Genomic DNA, 21,111 nt, shown 5'->3' with positions numbered 1-21,111 from the left:
TGGCGGTGACGACGATGAGCGCCTACCCGCACGAGAGCATCCCGCTCGTCTTCAGTGCCGAGGTGGCCGACGCGATCCACGAGGGCCTCCCCGTGGTGGCGCTGGAGTCCAACGTCATCACCCACGGCCTGCCGTACCCGGAGAACGCCGCCACCGCCCGGAAGGTCGAGGAGGCCGTCCGGGCGGGCGGTTCGGTCCCGGCGACGATCGCCATCGAGAGCGGCAAGATCGTCGTCGGCATGACCGACGCCGACATCGAGCGGTTCGCCTCGACGCCGGGCATCCCCAAGGTCAGCAGCAGGGACATGCCGGTGGTCCTGGCGCAGGGCCGGATGGGCGCGCTGACGGTCGCCTCCTCCCTGGTTGCGGCCGAGCTCGCGGGCATCCCGTTCTTCTCCTCCGCCGGGATCGGGGGCGTCCACCGGGGCGCGGAGACGTCCATGGACGTGTCCTCCGACCTGATCCAGTTCACGCGCTCGAAGGTCGCCGTGGTGTCCGCGGGCGCGAAGAAGATCCTCGACCTCGGCCTGACCCTGGAGTACCTGGAGACCCAGTGCGTGCCGGTCGTCTCGTACCGGTCCGACGACTTCCCGGCCTTCTACTGCGTCTCCAGCGGGTTCCGTAGCCCGATGCGGCTCGACGACGACGACGTGATCGCCCGGGCGATCGAGAACCACTGGGCGCTGGGCAACCACAGCTCGTTCCTGATCACCACGCCGGTCCGGCCGGAGGAGGCGATCGACAGCGACGAGGTCGACGCCGCCATCGCCGAGGCCACGGCGGCCGCCGAGCGGGACGGCGTCCGGGGTCAGGCCATCACGAAGTACCTCATGCGCGCGGTGGACGCGGCCACGCAGGGCCGCTCGTCCCGGGCCAACATGGCGGTGCTCATCAGCACGGCCGAGGTCGGCGGGCGGCTCGCCGCGGCGCACGCCCGGTACCGCAGGGAGGTGGGGGGCTGATGCCCGCGGACACCAAGAACCTCATGCTGTTCGCCGGGCGCAGCCACCCCGAGCTGGCCGAGGAGGTGGCCAAGCACCTGGACGTGACGCTGACCCCCCAGTCGGTGTACGACTTCGCCAACGGCGAGATCTTCGTCAGGTTCGAGGAGTCGGTGCGCGGCAGCGACGCGTTCGTCATCCAGAGCCACTGCGCGCCGATCAACAAGTGGCTCATGGAACAGCTGCTCATGGTGGACGCGCTGAAACGCGCCAGCGCCGAGCGGATCACTGTGATCATGCCGTTCTACGCCTACTCGCGGCAGGACAAGAAGCACCGCGGCCGGGAGCCGATCTCGGCCCGGCTGGTCGCCGACCTGTTCAAGACCGCGGGCGCGGACCGGATCATGACGATCGACCTGCACACGGCCCAGATCCAGGGCTTCTTCGACGGCCCGGTCGACCACCTGTTCGCGCAGAGCCTGCTGGCCGAGTACGTCGGCGGCAAGTACGGCGACGCCGACATCACCGTGGTCTCCCCCGACGCCGGGCGGACCAAGCTGGCCGAGAAGTGGGCCGACCACCTGCGCGGCCGGCCGATCGCGTTCATCCACAAGACCCGCGACCCGCTGCGCCCCAACGAGGTCGTCGCCAACCGGGTCGTGGGTGAGGTCAGGGGACGCACCTGCGTGGTGATCGACGACATGATCGACACCGGCGGCACCATCGCCAAGGCCGTCCGCCAGATGCTGGACGAGGGCGCCGAGGACGTGGTCATCGCGGCCACCCACGGCGTGCTGTCCAACCGGGCGACCGACCTGCTGGCCGGCTCAGGCGCCCGCGAGGTGATCGTCACCAACACGCTGCCGATCCCCGCGGACAGGCGGTTCCCCCAGCTGACCGTGCTGTCTATCGCCCCCCTGCTGGCCAGGGCGATCCACGAGGTCTTCGAGCACGGCTCGGTCACCAGCCTCTTCGACGGACAGGCGTGACGCCCCTTCCGGCGGGAGCATCCCGTTCCGGGGGTGGACGTCCAGCATGGTGAGGAAGGCGCTCGCCGCGGGCGACTGGCTGACGCGGCTCCAGATGACGTATTCGACGCGGACCGGCGCATCGGTGACCTCGACGGTGACCACGCCGCTGAGCTGGGACACGTAGGCGGAGGGGAGCATGGCGACGCCGAGGCCCTGCCCGACGAGCCGGGCCAGGAAGTCCGCGTTGGTCACTTCGAACGCGACGTCGCGGGTGAGCCCGGCGGCGGAGAACGCCTGGTCGGACTGGACACGTCCGGCCGTCTTGGCCGGCAGGTCCACGAACATCTCCGAGGAGAGCCGGCGAAGGTCGACCGCCGGCTCCTCGGCGAGCGGGTGGTCCGGCGCGACCACGGCGACGAGCCGGTCACGGGCCAGCTCGCGGACGTTCACGCCTTCGGGCCGCACCGTGGTCGGCATCCCGAGGAAGGCCACTTCGATGGCCCCCTCCTTCACCTGCTCGACGAACTCCTCGCTCGCGCCCACGCGCAGGCTGATGCGCACGGACGGGTACCGCTCGTGGAACTCACGAAGGGCGCGGGGGATGTCGACCGCCGCGACGGTGGGGATCAGGCCCACGGCGAGCCGTCCGCGCACCTCGCCGACGGCCGCGGCCACCTCGGCCACCGCGCGCTCGGCGGCGTCCAGGCACTGGCGGGCGGCGGGGAGGAACGCGGCACCGGCCGGGCTGAGGCGCACCCGGCGGCTGGTCCGCTCGAAGAGTTTCGCGCCCAGTTCCCGTTCCAGCCGCGCTATCTGGTGGCTGAGCGCGGACTGGACGACCAGGCACCGTTCGGCTGCCCGGGTGAAGCTGTTCGTCTCGGCGACGGCGACGAAGTATCGCATCTGCTGCAGCTCCATGGATCTAGCTTGTATCACGATAGATGGCCTGACAAACATGTGTTGGACTCATTGATGGCGGCCGGGCGAGACTGTCAACGTGACGAGTTCGGCGGCACGAAGGATTTCCACAAAAAGCCGTCAGCGGTGTTCTCCATGGAAATCCGCCTAAGGGCTATGCCGAACTGCTCGCGCGAAATGCCCGAGAAGTCGCCGGGTCGCGGAACTCGTCCATCAGCCAGCCAGGTCGCGATTGAGAGGAAATATCGGTCATGAACCTCCCGCCACCGGGGAAGCAGGGGCCCACCGTCGCCGACATGTGGGTCGATCCGCGTTGTCCGTGGGCGTGGATCACCTTCCGCTGGCTGCAGGAAGTCGAGCAGGTGCGGTCGATCGACCTGCGTCTGCACGTGATGAGCCTCTCCGTGCTCAACGAGGGGCGGGAGGTGCCGGAGAAATACCGGACGGCCATGGTCGAAGGCTGGGGGCCGGTGCGCGTGTGCGTCGCGGCCGAACAGCGGCACGGTCGCGATGCGCTGCGGCCCCTCTACACCGCCATGGCGACCCTGATTCACCACAAGAAGGCCGGTCTGGGACGGGACATGATGCTCACCGCGCTCGCTGAGGCCGATCTGCCGGCGGAGCTCATCAAGGCCGCCGGCGTGACCGACTACGACGCGGCGCTGCGGGACAGCCACCACGCCGGGATGGACCCGGTCGGCGCCGAGGTCGGCACTCCCGTCATCCATGTCCCCGGGCCCGGCGGCGAGCTCATCGCGTTCTTCGGCCCGGTGGTCTCCCCCAGCCCGCGCGGCGAGGCCGCCGGCCGCCTCTGGGACGGCGTCCTCGCCGTGGCGGGCACCGACGGCTTCTTCGAGCTCAACCGCAGCCGCACCCGCGACCCCCTCTTCGACTGACGCATCGACTGGCCCCTCGCACGACGCGGCGGGCGACCCTCGTGAGTCGCCGCCGTCGGCAACCGCTATCCGAAAGGAACGGTCGAACGTGAACGCATGTATGGTGCCCGGCGCCCGCGGCCTCGGCTGCCGGCACGCCGGCACGGAGAGCGGCGCGACATGAGCGGCGGCCGGTCGTTCCTCACCACGGGTGTGACGGCGCTCGCGCCGGCGATCTGGGGAACCACCTATCTGGTGACGACGGAGTGGCTCCCGGCGGACCGCCCGCTGCTCGCCGCCACCGTACGGGCGCTCCCCGCGGGCCTGATCCTGCTGCTGTTCACCCGCGTCCTGCCGACCGGGGTGTGGCTGTGGCGCACCCTGGTCCTCGGGACGCTCAACATCGGCGCCTTCAACTTCCTGTTGTTCGTCGCGGCCTACCGCCTGCCGGGTGGCATCGCGGCGATGCTCATGACCGTGCAGCCCATGGCCGTCCTGGTGCTCGCGGCGGTGCTCATCGGGGACAGGATCCGGTTCACCCATGTGGCGGCCTGCGTCCTGGGCGCGCTCGGTGTGGTGCTGCTCGTGTTCAAGGGGACGGCGGCGCTGAACGTCGTCGGCGTGGTGGCGGCGCTGGCCGGAGCGGCCTGCATGGCCACCGGCATCACGCTCACCAAACTGTGGGGACGGCCCCCCGGAGTGGGGCTGCTTCCCTTCACCGGCTGGCAGCTCACCGCGGGCGGGCTCGTGCTGGCGCCGTTCACCCTGGCCATCGAGGGGCTGCCGACCACGATCACCGCGACGAACGTCCTCGGATTCGCCTACCTCATCTCCCTCGGCGCGGTCATCAGTTATGCGATCTGGTTCCGCGGGATAGAGAGGCTGCCGGCGCTGGCGGTCTCCGTCCTCGCCCTGGGCAGCCCGATCGTCGCGACCCTCCTCGGCTACCTGTTCCTGCACCAGACGCTGTCGATGCTGCAACTGGCCGGAATCGTCGTGATCATCGTCGCCGCGCTGCTCGCGCAACCCCGGCCGGCCGCCCCGCGAGGGGCCGACTTCCCCCAGGACAGCGGCGCTCCCCCGGTGCCCGAACCGAGGTCACCGTTGCCGGCGGAAGGGAGACGTTCGCGATGACGAGCCGGAACGACGAGAAGCCGGTAACCGCACGTCCGTAATCGGTCCGTACGTCCACACCTCGACCCCTGAGAGAGAAGACATGTCCTCAAACGACGAGCACCCGCTCTCGCCCTTCAGGTCCTGGCTGGGTGTCGCTGTCATCACAGCCAGCCTGTTCGTCTTCGTCACCACCGAGTTGATGCCCGTCGGCCTGCTCACCCCGGTCAGCAGAAGCCTGGACATAACGGTGGGAGTCGCCGGGCTGATGGTGACGTTGTACGGCGTCTCGGCCGGGCTGGGCGTACCGTTCATCGTGGCGTGGACCAGGCGCGTCAACCGGCGCGTGCTGCTGTCCGCGCTCCTGGCGATCCTGGCCGTGGGCAACCTGATCACGTCCATCTCGCCGAACTACCCGCTGGTCCTGACCGCGCGGCTCATCATGGGATTCGCCAACGGCGTGTTCTGGGCCATCGGGGTGAGCATGGCGATGCGCCTCGTTCCCGGCCGCCTCGCGAGCAGGGCGTCCGCCGTCGCGCTGTCCGGCATCTCGATCGCCACCGTGGTGGGCATCCCGCTGGGAACCCTGCTCGAAAGCCTGACCGACTGGCGGACCACCTTTCTCATCTGGAGCGGCCTCGGCGCGCTGGTGCTCCTCGCGGTGATCATCGTGGTTCCGTCGCTGCCGTCGGAGAACGCGGTCTCGGTCCGGGAGGTCTTCGGGCTTCCGATCAGAAACGTGCGACTCCGCGTGGTGCTGTTCGCCGTCGTCCTGTACGTGCTCGGGCACTTCGGGGCGTACACGTTCATCCGTCCCTTCATCGAGCAGAACTCCTCCACCTCCTCCCGGTTCTTCACCGTCCTGCTGATCATTTACGGCGTCGGCGGCGCGGCCGGGAACTTCATCGCCGGCTACACGGTGACCAAGAACCTGAGGGGCAGCTTCGCCGTCGCCTGCACGGGACTCGTCGCGGCCCTGCTCCTGCTGCTCACGATCGGTCACACGCAGGCCGGCCTGATCTTCTCGCTGATCCTGTGGGGCGTCTCCTTCGGCGCCGCCAACCTGTGCCAGATCAACGTGACGCTGGCCGCCGCGCCCGACACCTTCGAAGCCGCCATGTCCCTCAACACCCTGGCGTACAACACGTCCATCGCGCTCGGAGCGCTGTTCGGCGGGCTGTTCGCCGACCACCTGGGGGTCGACAGCGTCTTCTGGTACGGCGTGGTGCTGACGGCGGCCTCGGTGCTCCTCACCCTCGGCACGCGCCGGAGGACCGCACAGCCCGTCGCCGAGAACGAGATGGCCGCCAGCGCGTAGGCCGCCACTGCGCCGGAGGTCATGGGCCCGGTCGCCGGAGACGGCGGCCGGGCCCGCTCGGCGTCGGGCCGGCGCCGGACGTCTCGTCACCGGGGCGCGGCGGCGTCCTCCAGGTGGGCGATGATCGGGGCGATGACGGCGTCGAGCTCCCTGACCAGCACCGCCAGGGCCCGGCCGGCGGTCGCCGCCAGATGCTCGTCTGGCCCGGAGGGCGCGGGCGGCAGCTCCTCGAACGGCACGGGCACCTGCGCGAGCAGGCTCGCCCGCAGAAACGGCAGCGTGGCCGTCTCACGCGGGCTCGGCTCGACGAACTGGCCGAACACCCGCGGCCAGCCCTGCCAGCCGCGGTCCCGCCACCACACCCGGGAGGCGGTGAGGGCTCCGGGCAGCGGCGCGGCGATCCGCACCTCGGCGTTCAGCGTCCCGTCCCACGTGTTGCGGACGCACGTCGCCGACAGGATCCGGCGGTGCCATCGGACGTACGGCGGCGACATGACCGGCGTGGTGGCGACCCGCCACGCCGCGCAGGCGAAGGAGATCGGGGCGAAGTCCCCGAAGGAGTCCTCGAACGCGCCCACGTCGCGCCGGACCTGGTCGGCATAGCGGGTGTCGTCGCGGTCCAGCCAGAACGTCGTCACGGTCCCCCCACAAGTGGAGTGTCTACTCCGTTTGAGGATACGTCGTCAGGCCGGCAGCTCGAGCGTGACGATCGCGCCGCCGTCCGGGGCGTTGCCGAAGCGGAGCCGGGCGCCGATGACCCGGGCCTGGCCGACGGCGATGGTCAGGCCGAGCCCGTGCCCGCCGCCGCGTTCGGCCCTGCCGGTCCGGAACCGCCGCGGCCCGTCGGCCAGCAGGTCGCCGGGGAAGCCCGGGCCGTGGTCGCGGACCACGATCGTCCGGCCGCTCACCCCGATCTCCACCGGAGGCCGTCCGTGCCGGTGGGCGTTGACCACGAGGTTGGCGACGATCCGGTCCAGACGGCGCGGATCGGTCTCCGCCACGGGGTCGCCCACCACGGTCACCTCGGCGGTGAGACCCAGCCTGCTCAGCGACTCGGCCGTCAGCCGGTCGAGCGGCACCGGGAGGCGCTCGGCCTCCTCGGCGCCGGCGTCGAGGCGGGAGACCTCCAGCAGGTCCTCGACCAGCGACCGCAGCACGCGGACGCGGTCGCGGACCAGGTCGGTGGCCTCGCTCTCCGGCAGCAGCTCGGTGGCGGTGAGCAGCCCCATCAGCGGAGTGCGCAGGTCGTGCGCGATGTCGGCGGTGAAGCGCTGCTCGGCGAGCAGCCGGCGCTGGAGGTTCGCCGCCATCGAGTCCACGGCAGCCGAGATGTCGGCGATCTCGTCGCGTCCGCGCGCCTCGGTCCGGGCGTCCAGATCTCCGTCCGCGATGCGCCGCGCGGTGGCCGCCACGCGCCGGAGCCGGCGGTTCGGCAGCTCGGCCGCCAGGACCGTCACCGGGAGGATGACGCCGAGCGCGGCGAGCGCGGCGAGCACCATGTGGCGGTCGAGCGCCTGGAGGCTGCGCAGTTCCGGGCCCATCTCGATCCGTGCCACGAGCACCTGGCCGCCCACGCGTGCCGCCGCCCACATCCAGGGCTGGCCGGGCCGCTCCTCGACGTAGCAGGTGCTCCCGGCCAACACGGGGGAGAGGGCGCCCGTCTCCGGAGGCGCGAGCCGCTGCCGCAGCTCCGCGGGCAGCTCGCCCGGCTCCTTCATGGCGTCCGCGGGCGCCGTGCCCGTGCGCGCGTACTCCTGCTCGATCTGCGTGAGGGCCTGGAGCGCGTCGTCCTCGCCGAGGCGCATCGAACGGTCGAAGGTCGCCCGGTGAACCAGCACCCCGACCACGGCCGTGACCGCGCAGCATCCGACGGCGACGAGGGCGGCGATCTTCCACCGCAACGAGGTCGGGTTCACGACCGGCGAAGCTTGTAGCCGAAGCCGCGGACCGTCTCGATCCGGTCGGCGCCGATCTTCTTGCGCAGCCGCTGGACGCAGAGATCGACCACGCGGGTGTCGCCGTCCCAGCCGTAGTCCCAGACGTCGCGCAGCAACGTCTGGCGATCCAGGACGAGCCCGGGGTTGGCCGCGAACTCCAGCAGCAGCCGCAGCTCCGTGGGCGCGAGCGCGACCGGCCGCCCCGCCCGCCACACCTCCAGGGCGGCGGTGTCGACCGTGAGGTCGCCGAAGGCGAGCGCGGACCCGCCCGCCCCTTCGTCCGGGGTGCCGGCGGCGGACGCCGTCTCCCGCGGGGTGAAGGCCGCCCGCCGCAGCAGCGAGCGGATCCTGGCCACCAGCACGGAGATCTCGACCGGCTTGACGACGTAGTCGTCCGCGCCCGCCTCCAGGCCCGACACCACGTCCACGGCGTCGCCCCGGGCCGACATCAGCAGGATCGGCATCAGGCTGGACTCCCTGACCTTGCGGCACAGGCCGATGCCGTCCAGGCCCGGCAGCATGACGTCCAGCAGCAGCAGGTCGTGTCCGCCGTCCTGAAAGGACTCAAGGCCGCTCAGGCCGTCCCCGGCGGTCGACACGCGGTAGCCGTAGCGCTCCAGCGCCATCGTGACCGTCTTGAGGATGACGTCGTCGTCCTCGACCAGCAGCACGGTGACGGGCGCGTCGGAGGTCGTCCTGTCCACTACCGCGCGGCCCCTCGCCGGGCGGTTTCACCGCTGATGTCCACGTTGTACTGTACGGCGGCGGCGCGCGTGCTCATCGCGCCGCGCACGCCTCCCGTCCGGCCGGCCGCGACCAGCCGGGGCACGGCCGCCCGCACCGCCGTGATCAGCCGGTCGCTCGCGTCGAGCGCCGCCTGCTTCGCCGCCTCCGGGTCGGCGCCGACCCTCTGGGACAGGACGACGCCGAGCACGAGACGCGCCCCGTCGCCCGATCCGACCGTGACGGCCCACATCAGGCTGCCGCCGGCCCGCGTGCCGGATCCGGTCTTGATGCCGATCACCCCGTTCCTGCCCAGCAGCGTGTTGGTGTTGCGGATCACGCGCGGATCGCCAGGAAGGGACGTCCGCGTGGTGGCGACAATCCGCCGGAACACCTCGTTCCGCATCGCCTCGCCTGCCAGCTTCACCTGGTCGGCCGCCGTGCTCACCGTGGAGTCCTCGTAGCCGCTGGCGCCGGTGTAGACGGTGTCGGCCATGCCGAGGGCGCGGGCGGCGGCGTTCATCTTCCGCACGAACCCCTCCTGCGTGCCGGCGTCCCATCGGGCCAGCAGCCGAGCCACGTTGTTGCCGGACGGGATCATCATCAGCTCCAGCAGCCGACGCAGGGACAGCCGCTGTCCCTGCCGCACCGGGACGGTGGACTCCGTCGCCGACAGCGACTCGGCGGCGGCCGTCCCGTCGACCTCGATGAGCGGGCCCTCCTCGCCGTCCCTCAGCGGATGGCCCCGCAGCAGGACGTAGGCCGTCATCACCTTGGTCACGCTCGCGATGGGCACCGGCGTCATCGAGCCGCTGGATCCGAGGACGCCCTCGCCGGCCATGGCGACCACGGCCTGCCCGTCGGCGGGCCACGGCAGCGCGACGCCGGTGACGTGCCGCGGCGCGGGCAGCCGCTCCCAGCCGGAGGGGCCGAGACAGCCGGTCGCACCGGCGGCGACCACGAGGGCGAGGACGGCGAGGACGGCCCGCGGCAACGGGCGGACGCGGTCGCGGCGGGCGGAACGCATGACGGGGCACCTCCATGACGGACTTGTCCGCGCCCCACCAGGGCGCGTGCCCGTCACGATGCGATGCGCGGATGTCGGCCCCGCAGAGGCGACGCATCCGCCACGGCTCAACCGCGCATCAGTCCGCGCGCCTCCACCTCACGGCGGCTGTATCGGGCGTGAGATCGGGGGTGCCGACGAGCGGGATGCTTGTCGTAACATGTCGGGAAATCGGGGATGATCTCCGGCGTACGGTCGGCGTTCGCGAGGGGTGGGTCCACGACGCGCCGCCGACGGACGGCGGGCGGCCGTTCGCATCGGCGGGAGGTCAGGTGTCCGCACTCCGGCACCGGTGGTGGGCGCCCGTCGCCCTCGCGTACGCCGCCTTCGTCCTGGTGGGGCTCAGTGCGGGCGTGGGCGGGGTGCTGCTCCCCGCGCAGATCCGCGACTACGGCCTGGACAAGGCGACGATCGGGACCACCTTCTTCAGCTTCTCGGCCGGGTTCATGCTGGCGGGCTCGACGGCCGGCGCGCTGATCCACCGGTTCGGGGTCCGCGCGGCTTTGGCGGCGGGCGGCGGCGCGTACGTGCTGGCCGGGCTGTGCACGGCCCTGCGGCCGCCGTTCCTGGCCCTGGTGGTGATCCAGCTCGTCGCCGGGTACGGCACGGGGATCCTCGAGTCGGTGCTCAACGCCTACCTCGCCGGGCTGCCCAGGGCGACGACCCTGCTCAACCGCCTGCACGCGTTCTTCGGGGTGGGCGCGCTGCTCGGGCCCCTGCTGGCCACCTGGATGCTGGACCGCCTGCCGTGGACGGCGGTGTGGCTGGTCCTCGCGCTGATCTGCGTCCCGCTCATGGCCGGCTTCCTCCTGACGCTCCCCCGAGGGCGGACGGAGGTCCCGGAGACGACGGAGACGGGCGGGAACGGCCTGCTCGCCGCGGCGTCGCGGGAGCCGGCCGTCCTGCTGGGCGCCGCGTTCCTCGCCGTGTACGTGGGCCTGGAGATCAGCGTGGGCAACTGGGGCTTCACCTTCCTCGTGGACGCCCGCGGGCAGGCGGACCTGCTGGCCGGGTACACCGTCTCCGGCTACTGGCTGGGGCTCGCCCTCGGCCGCTTTCTGATCAGCCCGGTGGCCGCCAGGATCGGGATGACCGACACCGGCATGACCTTCGCCTGCCTGGTGGGCATCACCGCCAGCGCGGCGCTGGCCTGGGTCGCCCCGGGGACGGCGGTGGCCAGCGTGAGCTTCGTGCTGCTCGGCTTCTGCCTCGGCCCGATCTTCCCCACCACGATGGCCGTGGCGCCGCGGCTGACCGTCGCCCGGCTTGTGCCCACCGCGATCGGGCTGCTGAACGGCGTGTCGGTGGTGGGCGGCGCCGTGTTCCCCTGGCTGGCCGGCGCCATCGCCCAGGGGGTCGGGACGTGGACACTGCCGCCGTTCGCGGTCGCGCTCGCGCTCGCGCAGCTGGGCCTGTGGTGGCTGCTGGCCGCCCGGATGACGTCGCCGAGCGGAACGCCGGCCTGAGCGGCCCTCCCGGCGTGGAGCGGGAGGGCCCGGCCGCCGGGGGACGCGGCCGGGCCCGGGAGCGGGCGGATCCTAGGACGCCGGCTCCGCGACGGACGTCCGCCCGCCCTGGGCGGCCGCCTCGTAGAGCTCTCCGGTGAGCAGGCCCAGCGGGCGGTGCCGCAGCAGCTCTCCCACCCGGACGTGTACGCCGAGGTCCGCCTTGATCTGGGCGCTGAGCTTGGCGGCGAGGACCGAGTCGAGCCCGTGGACGGTGAGGGGGACGTCCAGGTCGACCTCCTCGGGTGACATGCCGAGGATGCTCGCGGACCGCAGGACGAGGTACTGGGTGACGGCGTCCAGCGACGAGGTGGCCAGCTCCGCGCCTTCGAACGGACCCTCGGGCGCCGGGACCGCGGCGTCCGCGGCAGGGACGAGATCGGCCACGGTGTCCGGAACCACAGTGTCCGGCACCACGGTGTCCGGCGCCCCGGCGTCCCCCGTCCCGGGGGCCGTGAGCGCGGGGTCGTCCGGGACGTCGACCCAGAACCGCCGGTGCTGCCAGGGGTAGTGGGGCAGGGCCACGTACCGCGCGCCGGGGTAGACCCGGCTCCAGTCCGGGTCGCAGCCCCGGACGTACGCGACGGCCAGGCCGCGGAGCAGGCACTCCAGCTCAGGCTCGTCCCGCTGCACGGACGGGACGGCGGTCGCGGCGACGGGAGCGGCAGCGATCTCGTCCTCGACCGCCGCGGTCAGCAGCGGATGCGGGCTCATCTCGACGAACAGGACGGGTTCGCCGCCGGACAGGACGGACCGGACGGCGGACGCGAAACGCACGGGACGGCGCAGGTTCTCCATCCAGTACGCGGCGTCCATCCCCGAGCCGTCCACGACCTCGTCGAGCAGCGTGGAGTGGAGGGGGACGGACCCGGCCCGCGGCCGGATGTCGGCCAGCGCGTTCAGCAGGGCGTCCCTGATCGGCTCGACCTGGGGGGCGTGCGAGGCGTAGTCGACCTGCACCTGCTTGCAGAACACCCCGCTGCGGCGCAGCGGCTCGACCACCTCGGCGACGGCGTCGGCGTCCCCGGCCAGGACGCAGGAGTGGGAGCTGTTGACGACGCCGACGCACACGCGCTCGGACCGGTCGCCGATGGCCTCGCGCGCCTGGTGCTCGTCGAGGTGGACCGCCCACATGGCCCCGCTGCGGCCGAGCCCGGCGAGCAGGTGGCTCCTGCGGCACACCACGGCCGCCCCCTGCCGTACGGTGAGGGCGCCGGCGACGGTCGCGGCGGCGATCTCGCCCATGCTGTGGCCGATCACGAGGTCGGGCCGGATCCCCCACGCGTCCCACACCGCGGCGAGCGCGACCTGGACGGCCCACAGCGTGGGCTGGATCTCGTCGGTGCCGGAGAGCGGGCGGTCGTCGCGGAGCCGGTCGATCACCGACCAGCCGGACTCGTCGCGGATCGCCCTGTCGCACTCCCGCAGGCGGCGCGCGAAGACCTGGCTCTCGCTCATCAGACCGCGGGCCATGCCCGTCCACTGGGCGCCCTGACCGGGGAAGACGTACACCACCCGGGGCGGGGTCCCGGCCGGCGAGTTCCCGAGGACGACGGACTGGGGCACCGCGCCGGAGCCGAACGAGCGCAGCGACGCCGCCAGCTCGCGCGGGCCCGACCCGACCGCGGCCATCCGGTGGTCGTGGTGGGTGCGGCGGTCGCCGGCGCTGTAACAGAGGTCGTGGAGGCCGGTCGCCGGCAGGGCTCCCGCGTAGCGCCGGGCGAGCGCGGGGAGCGCGCGGGCGTCCGGGGCCGACAGGGGCAGGAGGTAGGCGGCGGCCCGGCGGCGGCGGGGCGCGGGGACGGGCGTGGGCGCCTCGGTCAGCACGACGTGGGCGTTGGTCGCCGACAGCCCGAACGAGCTGACCCCCGCGGTCGCCGGCCACGGCCGCTCCGGCCACGCCTGGGTACGCCGCACCAGCTCCATCGGCATCCCCGGCTCGTCGAACACCGGGTGCGGCTGCTTCACGTGCAAAGTGGCGGGGATGGTCCGGTGCCGCAGCGCCAGCGCGGTCTTGAGGAGTCCGACCAGCCCGGCCGCGCCCTCGCCGTGCCCGATGTTGGACTTGGCCGAGCCGACCAGGCACCGGCGGCCGGGCTCCCGGCCCTCGCCCAGGACCCGCCCGAGCGCGGTCAGCTCGGTGAGGTCGCCGGACGGCGTCCCCGGGCCGTGGGCCTCGACGTACTCGACCTGCCCGGGCGAGATCCCCGCGTCGTCGTAGGCCTCCCGCAGCATCGCCTCCTGGCCCTGGACGCCGGCGGCGATCAGCGTCCCGGCGCCCCTGCCGTTGCTGTTGACGGCGGTCCCGATGATGGAGGCGTAGATGCGGTCGCCGTCGGCCACCGCCCGGCTGTACGGCTTGAGCAGGAGGGACACGGCCGCCTCGCTGCGCACGTAGCCGTCTGCCCCGGCGTCCCCGAACCGGCAGCGGCCTCGGGGGGACAGGATGCCCGCGTCGGACAGCCCGATGTAGATGTCGGGCGCGAGCAAGAGGTTGACGCCGCCCACGATGGCCATGTCGGTGCGGCCCGCCCACAGCTCACGGCAGGCCAGGTGGACCGCCACGAGCGAGGTGGAGCAGGTGGCCTCCACGCTCATGCTGGGGCCCCGCAGGTCGAACAGGTAGGAGATGCGCCCGGGCAGGTTGCCCCAGTTGCCCCCGCCGATCGCGGCGTGCATGTCGTACAGCCCGGCCCTGCGCAGCCGGTCCCAGTAGTCCGACCACAGGCAGCTCGTGTAGACCGCGGTCCGCGTGCCTGCCAGCCTGCGGGCCGGGATGCCCGCGTCCTCGATCGCCTCCCAGGTCACCTCGATGAGCAGGCGGTGCTGGGGGTCGATGCGCAGGGCCTCGTGCGGGGAGATCGAGAAGAACGCGGCGTCGAAGCGGTCGATGCCGTCGAGGAAGCCTCCGGAGCGGGTGCCGATGCGGTCGCGGACCTGGGCCGGCAACCGGTCGGCCGGGATCTCCCCCACGGTGTCGCACTCGCCCTCCAGCAGATCCCAGAACGCCGAGGGACCGGCGGCCCCCGGAAGACGGCACCCCGCTCCGATGATGGCGATGGGATCACGGGCGGGCTCCGGGTTCGCGCTCATGCCGCCACCTCCTCCGGGCCGACGGCTGGTCGCGGCCGCCTGCCGCGATCTCCCGGGGCCCGCCGCACCCCGTCCGGGGAGGGCCGGTCCCCGCCGCCGTGGCGTCCGGTGTGGTCCGCGCAATTCGCCTTCATGGGTTTCCCCCTCATCCGGTGGCACGTTTCGCGGCAGCCGGCCCGCGACGGGAGTCGAAGGCCGGGATCACGAGCCGGGCCATTTCTCGCCGGCATCGTCGATATGTGATCCCCAACACTCGGGCAGGTCGAGTGAGGACGTCCATGCAGAGATAACGGAATGAGCGATAAAGGCGGCGAATTGCCCTCAGGTGGGGCCGGGCAATGCACCGTCAATGGGCAGATGAAGGACGACGGAGTGGGGCGGACTGTCGACGAGATTCAGCACCGCGAGGTGGAACGTGCGCTTCCCCAACCCGGGCGCGACCAGCGTGCGGGAGCGCAGGCGCTGGCCGCGCACGTGGTGCTCGTTCCACCAGCACCGGAAGTCGGCGCTCGCGGCCTCCAGGTCGCGGACCAGCGCGCTCATCCTGCGGTCGGCCGTCCTGCTGGCGTAGGCGACCCTCAGCCGGGCGATCACGTCGAGGGTCTCGTCGGCCCAGTCGACCAGCCGTTCCCTGGCCTCGGGGTCGGTGAGCATCCACCACAGCATGTTCCTGCGGTCGCGCGGCAGCCGCCCGAAGTCGGTGTACCACTCGGCCGCGGCCGCGTTCCAGGCCACGACGTCGCCGTACTGGTTGCCGGCGTAGACCGGCCAGGGGCTCAGCCCGGCCACCTCCACCACCTGCGCGACCAGCTCCTCGTCCGTCCGGCCGCCGTCGGCGGTCCCCGCCGGGGACCGGCCGAACGCGAGCCGGTGGATGTAGACCCGTTCGTCCTCGGTGAGGCCGAGCACGCGGGCCAGGCTGTCGAGGACCTGCGGCGAGGGGTGGATGTCCCGTCCCTGCTCCAGGTACGTGTACCAGGTCGGGCTGAGCCCGGCGAGGACGGCCACCTCCTCCCGCCGCAGGCCCTTCGTCCGCCGATGGACGCCCGTCGGAAGGCCCGCCTGTTGCGGGGTTATGCGGGCACGGCGATTACGCAGAAACTGAGCGAGCTCCTGTCTGTTCTCGCTCCTGTCGGCCACGGCATCCCCCATCGACCGCCGCACTATGCTCGGAGCCGCACCCCGAGGTTTCGACTCCGGGACGTCAATGCTACGCATTATCCCGAAGTCACATCGTCAGGTGAAGTCCTCGGTAGGCGGCCTCCCGCGCGCGAAAGACGGGACGTCCCATTCACCCCCGGAATTTGTTACCGGCTCGTTTCGGGCGGTAACCCTGCCGATTCGTTTCCCGGTCAGGCCGACCGGTCGGCCTCCCCGCTGGGCGCGGCGAGCAGGCGGTGGGCGTGCGCGACCGACACCAGGGTCACGTGGTGGTGCCAGCCGCGGAACGACCGGCCCTCGAAGTGCCGCAGCCCGTACTCCTCCGCCAGCCGGGCCAGGTCGCCGCGGGCCCGCTCACGCAGCCCGATGAGGCCGATGAGCTCGGGCAGCCGGGCCTGGGCGAGATCGGTCAGCCACAGGCGGGCGGGCGGCACCCGCCCCGGCGCCCACTCGGCCACCACCCGCTTGCGCCCGCGGCCGATCTCGTACGGGGTGGCCGAGCCGGCGACCGGCACCGCCGTGAACCGGCACATCGCCCTCCCGTGGCCGTGCCGCCAGTTGAGGGTCTGCGCGTTCGGTCCCGCCGCCCCCGCGGCGGCCTGCCCGGCGGTGCACGCCTTCCCCGCGACGCCCACCTGCGTCCGCTCGTCGACGCGGATGAGGTAGCGCACGCCGCGCTCCTCGAGGCCGCGCACAAGGGGCTCGATGCGGGGGCTCTGCCGGGCGTCCACGATCACGGGCGCGGCCGGCAGCTCCCACTCGGCCATCTCGTCGAGCGCGTCGAGCAGGTGGTGCCATCGGGGGCGGGCCCGTTCGGCCGGGGGGAGGTGGGCGACCGCCCTCCTCCGGGCGTCGTCGTCCCACGACCGGGGGAGCAGCAGCCGCCAGTTGACGGGGCACGCGCCCTCCTCGCTCGCCAGCAGCACGCTCAGCCCGAGCTGGCAGTTGAGCACCCGCCCCGCGGAGTGCGCGTACTGTTTGGCGACGCCCACGGACTGGGTGCCGTTCTTGGGGAAAACGACCTCCTCGGCGACCCAGGCCCGCGGCCGCGCCGAGGCGGCCAGCTCGCGGGCCAGCAGGCGCCGTACGGGTTCCCAGCGCCACGGGCTCTGGTTGAGGAACTGCTGGAGCGACTGGTCGGCGGGCCAGCCGACCACCTGCTCGGAGATGCGCCGGATCGACTTGCGGCCGGGGACCGAGGCCAGGCCCCGGACGTACACCTCCGCCCAGCGGCGCTGGTCGGAACGGGCGAAGGAGGAGAACAGGCGCTGGCAGAAGTCGGCCAGCTCGAATCGGTCGGCGGACGCGTACATGTCAGGTCGGGTGATCATGGGCCGTCCCGGGATAGGTGGGCGGGCGTGTCAGCACGCCAGGGGCGTGTCGCTCTCCGCTGCGCCGACGCCGTCGTCGGGGGGAGACTCATAGGTGTCGCTCTCGTAGAAGATGCGGGCGGCGATGCCCGTCGAGTAGGGCGCGTACCGCCTGCGCAGGTCCTGGAAGACGATCTCCGCCGTCCGCTCGTCCCGCTCACGGGGCAGACCGGCCCCGACCGCGAGCCGCATCGTGTCGGCGAAGGCCCGCTCCTCACGGCCCTGCAGGCTCACGACCGCGGGGTGGACCACGACGCCGAGTTGCGCCGCGACCCGCTGGAGGCAGTGGGTGCCGGTGTCGAGCACGGTACGCGCGTGCGGGGGCGCCCAGTCCGGGGCGACCGCCTCGGTGAGCGCGGCCGCGTCCATCACGATGACGGCGGCCTTGAGCCAGCACAGCCGCCCCGCCGGGCGCTGGAACGTCAGGACGGGGTAGGCCACGTGGCTGCTGCCGACGTCGGCCAGCCACCCGGCCCACTCGGCGAACAGGTCGTCAAGGTGGTCGCGCGAGCCGGACCTGACGTACCCCGCGAGCACGGCCTCGGCGTCCGGCGGGCGTATGGCCTGCCCCGCGAGCCGGGCCACGAACCGCTCCCGGCGGCCGAAGGCGTCGATGATCCGCAGAAGGTGCGCGGTGAACGCCGCGAGCATCAGCGCGGACGACAGCCAGGCGGCGGCCGCGAGGGCGGCGCCCGGCGAGCGCATCAGGAAGACCTCGGCGAGGTCGTCCGGATGGGGTCGCACGCCGTACAGGCCTGCCGCCACCAGCCCGAAGCCGGCGAACGACGCCGCGAGCCAGGCCGCCGCCATGCTGAAGACCGCCGCCGGGGCGCACAGCTCCAGCACCCGCTGTCGCCCGGTCCGCGGCAGCCGCCGGGCGAGGAGATGACCCGCCGTCGTCACCGCGCGCAGGGTCCACAGCGCCACGCGCGACGACCGGGTCTGGGGGGTCATCACCGTACGCAGGACGCTGCTCCACACGGTGAGGATCAGCGCGATTCCCAGCACGACGGCCAACACATCGCTCACGGCTGACGCACCCTCCGGGTAGCTACGCAATTGCGGTCAAAAGGAAGCCTCGAACGCGCGCCCTCCCGTGAACAGAGCGCGTTGACGCTGGCATTGCCAATGCCAGCATTGGCGTCGGCGATCCCCAGGCGGGCGCATTCCGTTAGCTCGGCGTTGACCGGGCGTGCGCCGACCGGAAAAGGTCTGGCAATATCCCACATCCCGTCCGGGGGCAGCCATGGCGACCTGGCCGTACGTGAGCAGGACAGAGCAGACGGCTCAGCTGGTGAGCGTGCTGGACCGGCCCGCGTCGGGGCCCGTCGTCATCACCGGGGCGCCCGGCACCGGGCGCACCGCGATGCTGCGGACCGCGGTCGGCCTCGCCGAGCGGCGCGGCTACCTCGTGCTGCGGCTGCGCCCGCGCGGGACAGCGCCGATGGCCGCCCTGCGCGGCGTGCTCCCGCCCGCGCTCCCCTCGTCGGCGACCCCCGAGGAGGCGGCGCGCGGCCTGCGCCTGCTCGCCGGCGGCCGGCGGCTGCTCGTCACCCTCGACGACGCGCACCTGGCCGACCACGCCACGCTCCTCACGCTGCGCGCGCTCAACCGGTCGCACGCGGCCGCCCTCGTGGTGACCAGGACGACCGGGGAGCGCCTCTCGCGGCCCGACCCCACCGACTGCCTGCTGTACGAGCGCGGCCTGGTCACCCTCGTCCTGCCGCCGCTCGGGCAGCGCGACGTCGCCGCCGTCCTCTCGCGGATCGTGGGCGGTCCCGTACGGGCCGCCACGACGGCGGCGGTGCACACGCTGACCGGCGGGGTGCCGCGGCGGCTGCGCGAGCTGGTCGACGCCGGGCTCGTCCGGTGCCTGACCGAGCGGCGGGGCCGGTGGGAGACGGCGGAGCCGCGCGGCGACGATCCCTGGCTGCCGCGCGGCGCGGCCGACGCCGCGGCGGCCGCCCGCCGAGCATGGTCCTGCCTCGGCCTCGACCTCGCGGAGGAGCTGTGCCGGCTGGCGCTGTGGCAGCGGGCCTCGGCCGAGATCGCCGACGTGTGGGCCGTCGTCCTGCTGCTGCGCGGCCGCGGCGGGGACGCCGCCCGCTTCCTGGAGCGGGCCGCCTCACCGCGCGACGCCGAGAGCGACCCGGCGGCGGGCCTCGAACCGGCCGGGCTCACGTTCGCGCGCGCCCTCGTCGCCGCCTTCGGCCTCGGACGCCCGCAGGAGGCCGGCGACCTGCTGCTGACGCGTGCCCTCCAGGCGGAGGACCGCGACCTCCGGCGCGACCGGCACCTGGCGCAGCGGGCCTGGATCCTCGCCCTGTCCGGGGCGGTGCGGGAGCCCCTGGCGGGGCTCGACCGGGGCGACCGGGAGACCGCGCTGTTCGTGCACGCGGCCCGGGCGGTGCTGGCCGCCGCCCGGCCGGAGGAGGCCGTGTTCCACCTCCGGAGGGCGCTGGCGGTGTCGGAGGGCTGCCACATCGAGTCGTCCTGGCTCCCGGCCCACCTGCGGGCCGAGCTCGCCGACGCGCTCGTGCGGGCGGGGCGCTCCCCGGACGCCGGCTCCGGCGAGCGCGGCCAGGACGGCGTGGCGGCCGCGGTGGCCGGCATGCTGCGCGGCGCGGCCGTCGCCAGGGACGCCGTCCAGGCCGCCTGACCCCCGGGCCGCGCACGCAGCCGTGGGCCGGCATCCGGGCACGTCCTCTCAGGCCGCCGCCGGTGGGACGTTCTGGTTCAGCGCGAAGACGTTGCCGGGGTCCATGCGCGCCTTCAGGCGGGTCAGGCGGGCCCAGCTCTCGGGCAGGTAGGCCTCGCGGATACGGCCGCCGCCCTCGTCGCCGAGATGGTTGACGTAGGTGCCCTGGGCCCATCGCCGAGTGGCGTCCCACGTCTCGCCCACCCAGCGGCGGTGCGGCTCGGGATCCTCCGCCGGATCCTCCCAGGTGGCCGCGATCATCGTCATGTAGTCCGCCGATCGGTGCCCGAAGGCCGTCGCGTCGCCGTCCCTGTCGCCGATGGCGCCGCCGAGACGGCGAAGCAGGACCTGGTTCAGAGGGGACGACGGGCGGGTGCCGTGGCGGGCCAGCGCGGCGACGGCGTCGTCCGGCAGGCCCACGAGAAAGTCGGAGCGCACATACTGCTGCCGCCCGGGGACGTTGGCGTCGTCGAGCATCCTCTGCAGGTCGGCGTACCCCATTACACCGAAGGTGTCGATGAGCGGCCGTCCGAGACTCCGCAGAGGCGCGGTGAGCTCCTGTCCGGCGTCGTGCGGGCCGAAGTGGGCGGCCGCGATGCCGACGACCGGCCTGCCGACGGCCTCGGCGGGCACGAAGGGCGCCGGAGGGGCGGACACCAGGGCCGCGACGAGCGACAGCTCACGCGGCGCCTCCTCGCCGATCCGGTGAAAGGCCTGGAGTGCGGCCTCGGCCAGCGCTCCCGGATACATGACCATGCCGGCCCAGGCCGGGGCCACCGGGTGGAGCCGGAACGTGAAGCGGGTGACGACGCCGAAGTTGCCCCCGCCGCCTCGCAGGCCCCACATCAGTTCGGGTTCGCTGTCGTCGTCGGCCGTCACGACGTCGCCGTCCGCGGTGACGAGCTCGACGGCCAGGAGGTTGTCCGCGGCGAGGCCGTACAGCCGGGAAAGCCAGCCGATGCCGCCGCCGAGGGTGAGGCCGGCGACTCCGGTGTCGGAGATCTCCCCGCCGGGTGTCGCGAGACCCTCCGCCTGCGCGGCGGCGTCGAACTCCCGCCACAGGACGCCGGGGCCCACGTCGGCGCACCGGTCTCGGGTTCGAACCGTGATCTGCTTCATGAGACTGCAGTCGATCATCAGTCCGCCTTCGACCACCGAGTACCCCGGGATGCTGTGGCCGCCTCCGCGGACCGCGATCGGGAGGCCGTGCCGGCGGGCGAAGACCACCGCCGCGGCCACGTCCGCCGTCGACCGGCAACGGGCGATGAAGGCGGGCCGACGGTCGATCGACCCGTTCCAGATCCGCCGGACCGTGTCGTAGTCGGCATGGCGCGGGGTGAGCAGTTCGCCCTCGAAGCCGTCGAGGGCGGGAACCGGGGTGCTACCGGTGACGGTCATGTCGTTTCTCCTGTCTGTCGCCGT

General features: G+C 73.0%; 16 protein-coding genes and 1 pseudogene. 7 read left to right on the top strand and 10 right to left on the bottom strand.

Annotated features, from left to right (window positions below; translation table 11 throughout):
- Positions 1-14 precede the first annotated feature (14 nt).
- Both Mco01_RS21520 and Mco01_RS21515 read left to right on the top strand, forming a co-directional pair.
- The gene (locus tag Mco01_RS21520; RefSeq protein WP_239103797.1) at positions 15-962 is read left to right on the top strand and encodes a pseudouridine-5'-phosphate glycosidase; all 948 of its coding nucleotides are present in this window, start codon (positions 15-17) and stop codon (positions 960-962) included.
- Positions 962-1,930: a ribose-phosphate diphosphokinase gene (locus Mco01_RS21515; RefSeq protein ID WP_036325182.1), complete on the top strand. Its 969-nt coding sequence runs from the start codon at positions 962-964 to the stop codon at positions 1,928-1,930. Before Mco01_RS21520 ends, Mco01_RS21515 begins: the two co-directional genes overlap by 1 nt.
- A gap of 54 nt (positions 1,931-1,984) precedes the next feature.
- Here Mco01_RS21515 and Mco01_RS21510 read toward each other — a convergent pair.
- Positions 1,985-2,815, bottom strand: a pseudogene (locus Mco01_RS21510) (LysR family transcriptional regulator); the annotation flags it as partial.
- 266 nt (positions 2,816-3,081) lie between these two features.
- Here Mco01_RS21510 and Mco01_RS21505 point away from each other — a divergent pair.
- The 3 genes from Mco01_RS21505 (at position 3,082) to Mco01_RS21495 (ending at position 6,136) form a co-directional block, all read left to right on the top strand.
- The gene (locus Mco01_RS21505; protein ID WP_204058694.1) at positions 3,082-3,726 is read left to right on the top strand and encodes a mycothiol-dependent nitroreductase Rv2466c family protein; all 645 of its coding nucleotides are present in this window, start codon (positions 3,082-3,084) and stop codon (positions 3,724-3,726) included.
- Between the two features lie 159 nt (positions 3,727-3,885).
- Positions 3,886-4,839 carry an EamA family transporter gene (locus tag Mco01_RS21500; RefSeq protein WP_204058693.1) on the top strand — a complete coding sequence of 318 codons (954 nt, stop codon included), beginning with the start codon at positions 3,886-3,888 and terminating at the stop codon, positions 4,837-4,839.
- 82 nt (positions 4,840-4,921) lie between these two features.
- On the top strand, positions 4,922-6,136 hold the full coding sequence (locus Mco01_RS21495) for an MFS transporter (protein ID WP_204058692.1): 1,215 nt from the start codon (positions 4,922-4,924) through the stop codon (positions 6,134-6,136).
- A gap of 86 nt (positions 6,137-6,222) precedes the next feature.
- Here the strand turns inward: Mco01_RS21495 and Mco01_RS21490 are convergent, their stop codons facing one another.
- The 4 genes from Mco01_RS21490 to Mco01_RS21475 are packed head-to-tail and all read right to left on the bottom strand — an operon-like array spanning position 6,223 to position 9,823.
- Positions 6,223-6,774: a hypothetical protein gene (locus Mco01_RS21490; protein ID WP_204058691.1), complete on the bottom strand. Its 552-nt coding sequence runs from the start codon at positions 6,772-6,774 to the stop codon at positions 6,223-6,225.
- Positions 6,775-6,819: 45 nt separating this feature from the next.
- Positions 6,820-8,052, bottom strand: coding sequence for a sensor histidine kinase (locus tag Mco01_RS21485; protein WP_204058690.1), 1,233 nt, complete (start codon positions 8,050-8,052; stop codon positions 6,820-6,822).
- Positions 8,049-8,777, bottom strand: a complete 729-nt coding sequence (cseB, locus tag Mco01_RS21480) for a two-component system response regulator CseB (RefSeq protein ID WP_275410538.1) — start codon at positions 8,775-8,777, stop codon at positions 8,049-8,051. Before cseB ends, Mco01_RS21485 begins: the two co-directional genes overlap by 4 nt.
- The gene (locus Mco01_RS21475) at positions 8,777-9,823 is read right to left on the bottom strand and encodes a D-alanyl-D-alanine carboxypeptidase family protein (RefSeq protein WP_204058689.1); all 1,047 of its coding nucleotides are present in this window, start codon (positions 9,821-9,823) and stop codon (positions 8,777-8,779) included. Before Mco01_RS21475 ends, cseB begins: the two co-directional genes overlap by 1 nt.
- Positions 9,824-10,134: 311 nt before the next feature.
- Here Mco01_RS21475 and Mco01_RS21470 point away from each other — a divergent pair, with 311 nt between their 5' ends.
- Positions 10,135-11,328, top strand: a complete 1,194-nt coding sequence (locus tag Mco01_RS21470) for an MFS transporter (protein ID WP_204058688.1) — start codon at positions 10,135-10,137, stop codon at positions 11,326-11,328.
- A gap of 72 nt (positions 11,329-11,400) precedes the next feature.
- On the opposite strand, the gene Mco01_RS21465 is transcribed toward Mco01_RS21470, so the two are convergent.
- From Mco01_RS21465 to Mco01_RS21450, 4 genes are all read right to left on the bottom strand, one after another.
- Positions 11,401-14,460 carry a type I polyketide synthase gene (locus tag Mco01_RS21465; protein WP_204058687.1) on the bottom strand — a complete coding sequence of 1,020 codons (3,060 nt, stop codon included), beginning with the start codon at positions 14,458-14,460 and terminating at the stop codon, positions 11,401-11,403.
- Between the two features lie 321 nt (positions 14,461-14,781).
- Positions 14,782-15,612: a helix-turn-helix transcriptional regulator gene (locus Mco01_RS21460; protein ID WP_204058686.1), complete on the bottom strand. Its 831-nt coding sequence runs from the start codon at positions 15,610-15,612 to the stop codon at positions 14,782-14,784.
- Between the two features lie 200 nt (positions 15,613-15,812).
- Positions 15,813-16,952 (bottom strand): IS701 family transposase, encoded by a 1,140-nt coding sequence (locus tag Mco01_RS21455; RefSeq protein WP_204058685.1) that lies wholly within the window; start codon positions 16,950-16,952, stop codon positions 15,813-15,815.
- Between the two features lie 30 nt (positions 16,953-16,982).
- On the bottom strand, positions 16,983-18,020 hold the full coding sequence (locus Mco01_RS21450) for a hypothetical protein (RefSeq protein WP_204058684.1): 1,038 nt from the start codon (positions 18,018-18,020) through the stop codon (positions 16,983-16,985).
- Positions 18,021-18,255: 235 nt separating this feature from the next.
- Between Mco01_RS21450 and Mco01_RS21445 the strand changes: the two genes are divergently transcribed.
- Positions 18,256-19,650, top strand: a complete 1,395-nt coding sequence (locus Mco01_RS21445) for an ATP-binding protein (protein ID WP_204058683.1) — start codon at positions 18,256-18,258, stop codon at positions 19,648-19,650.
- 48 nt (positions 19,651-19,698) lie between these two features.
- Here the strand turns inward: Mco01_RS21445 and Mco01_RS21440 are convergent, their stop codons facing one another.
- Positions 19,699-21,087, bottom strand: a complete 1,389-nt coding sequence (locus Mco01_RS21440) for an FAD-binding oxidoreductase (protein ID WP_204058682.1) — start codon at positions 21,085-21,087, stop codon at positions 19,699-19,701.
- Between the last annotated feature and the right edge of the window lie 24 nt (positions 21,088-21,111).

The sequence above is a fragment of the Microbispora corallina genome, assembly GCF_016863035.1.
Classification (GTDB): Bacteria; Actinomycetota; Actinomycetes; order Streptosporangiales; family Streptosporangiaceae; genus Microbispora; species Microbispora corallina.
Note: the sequence above shows the minus strand (reverse complement) of the source record. Positions and strands in the feature narration are given on the sequence as shown.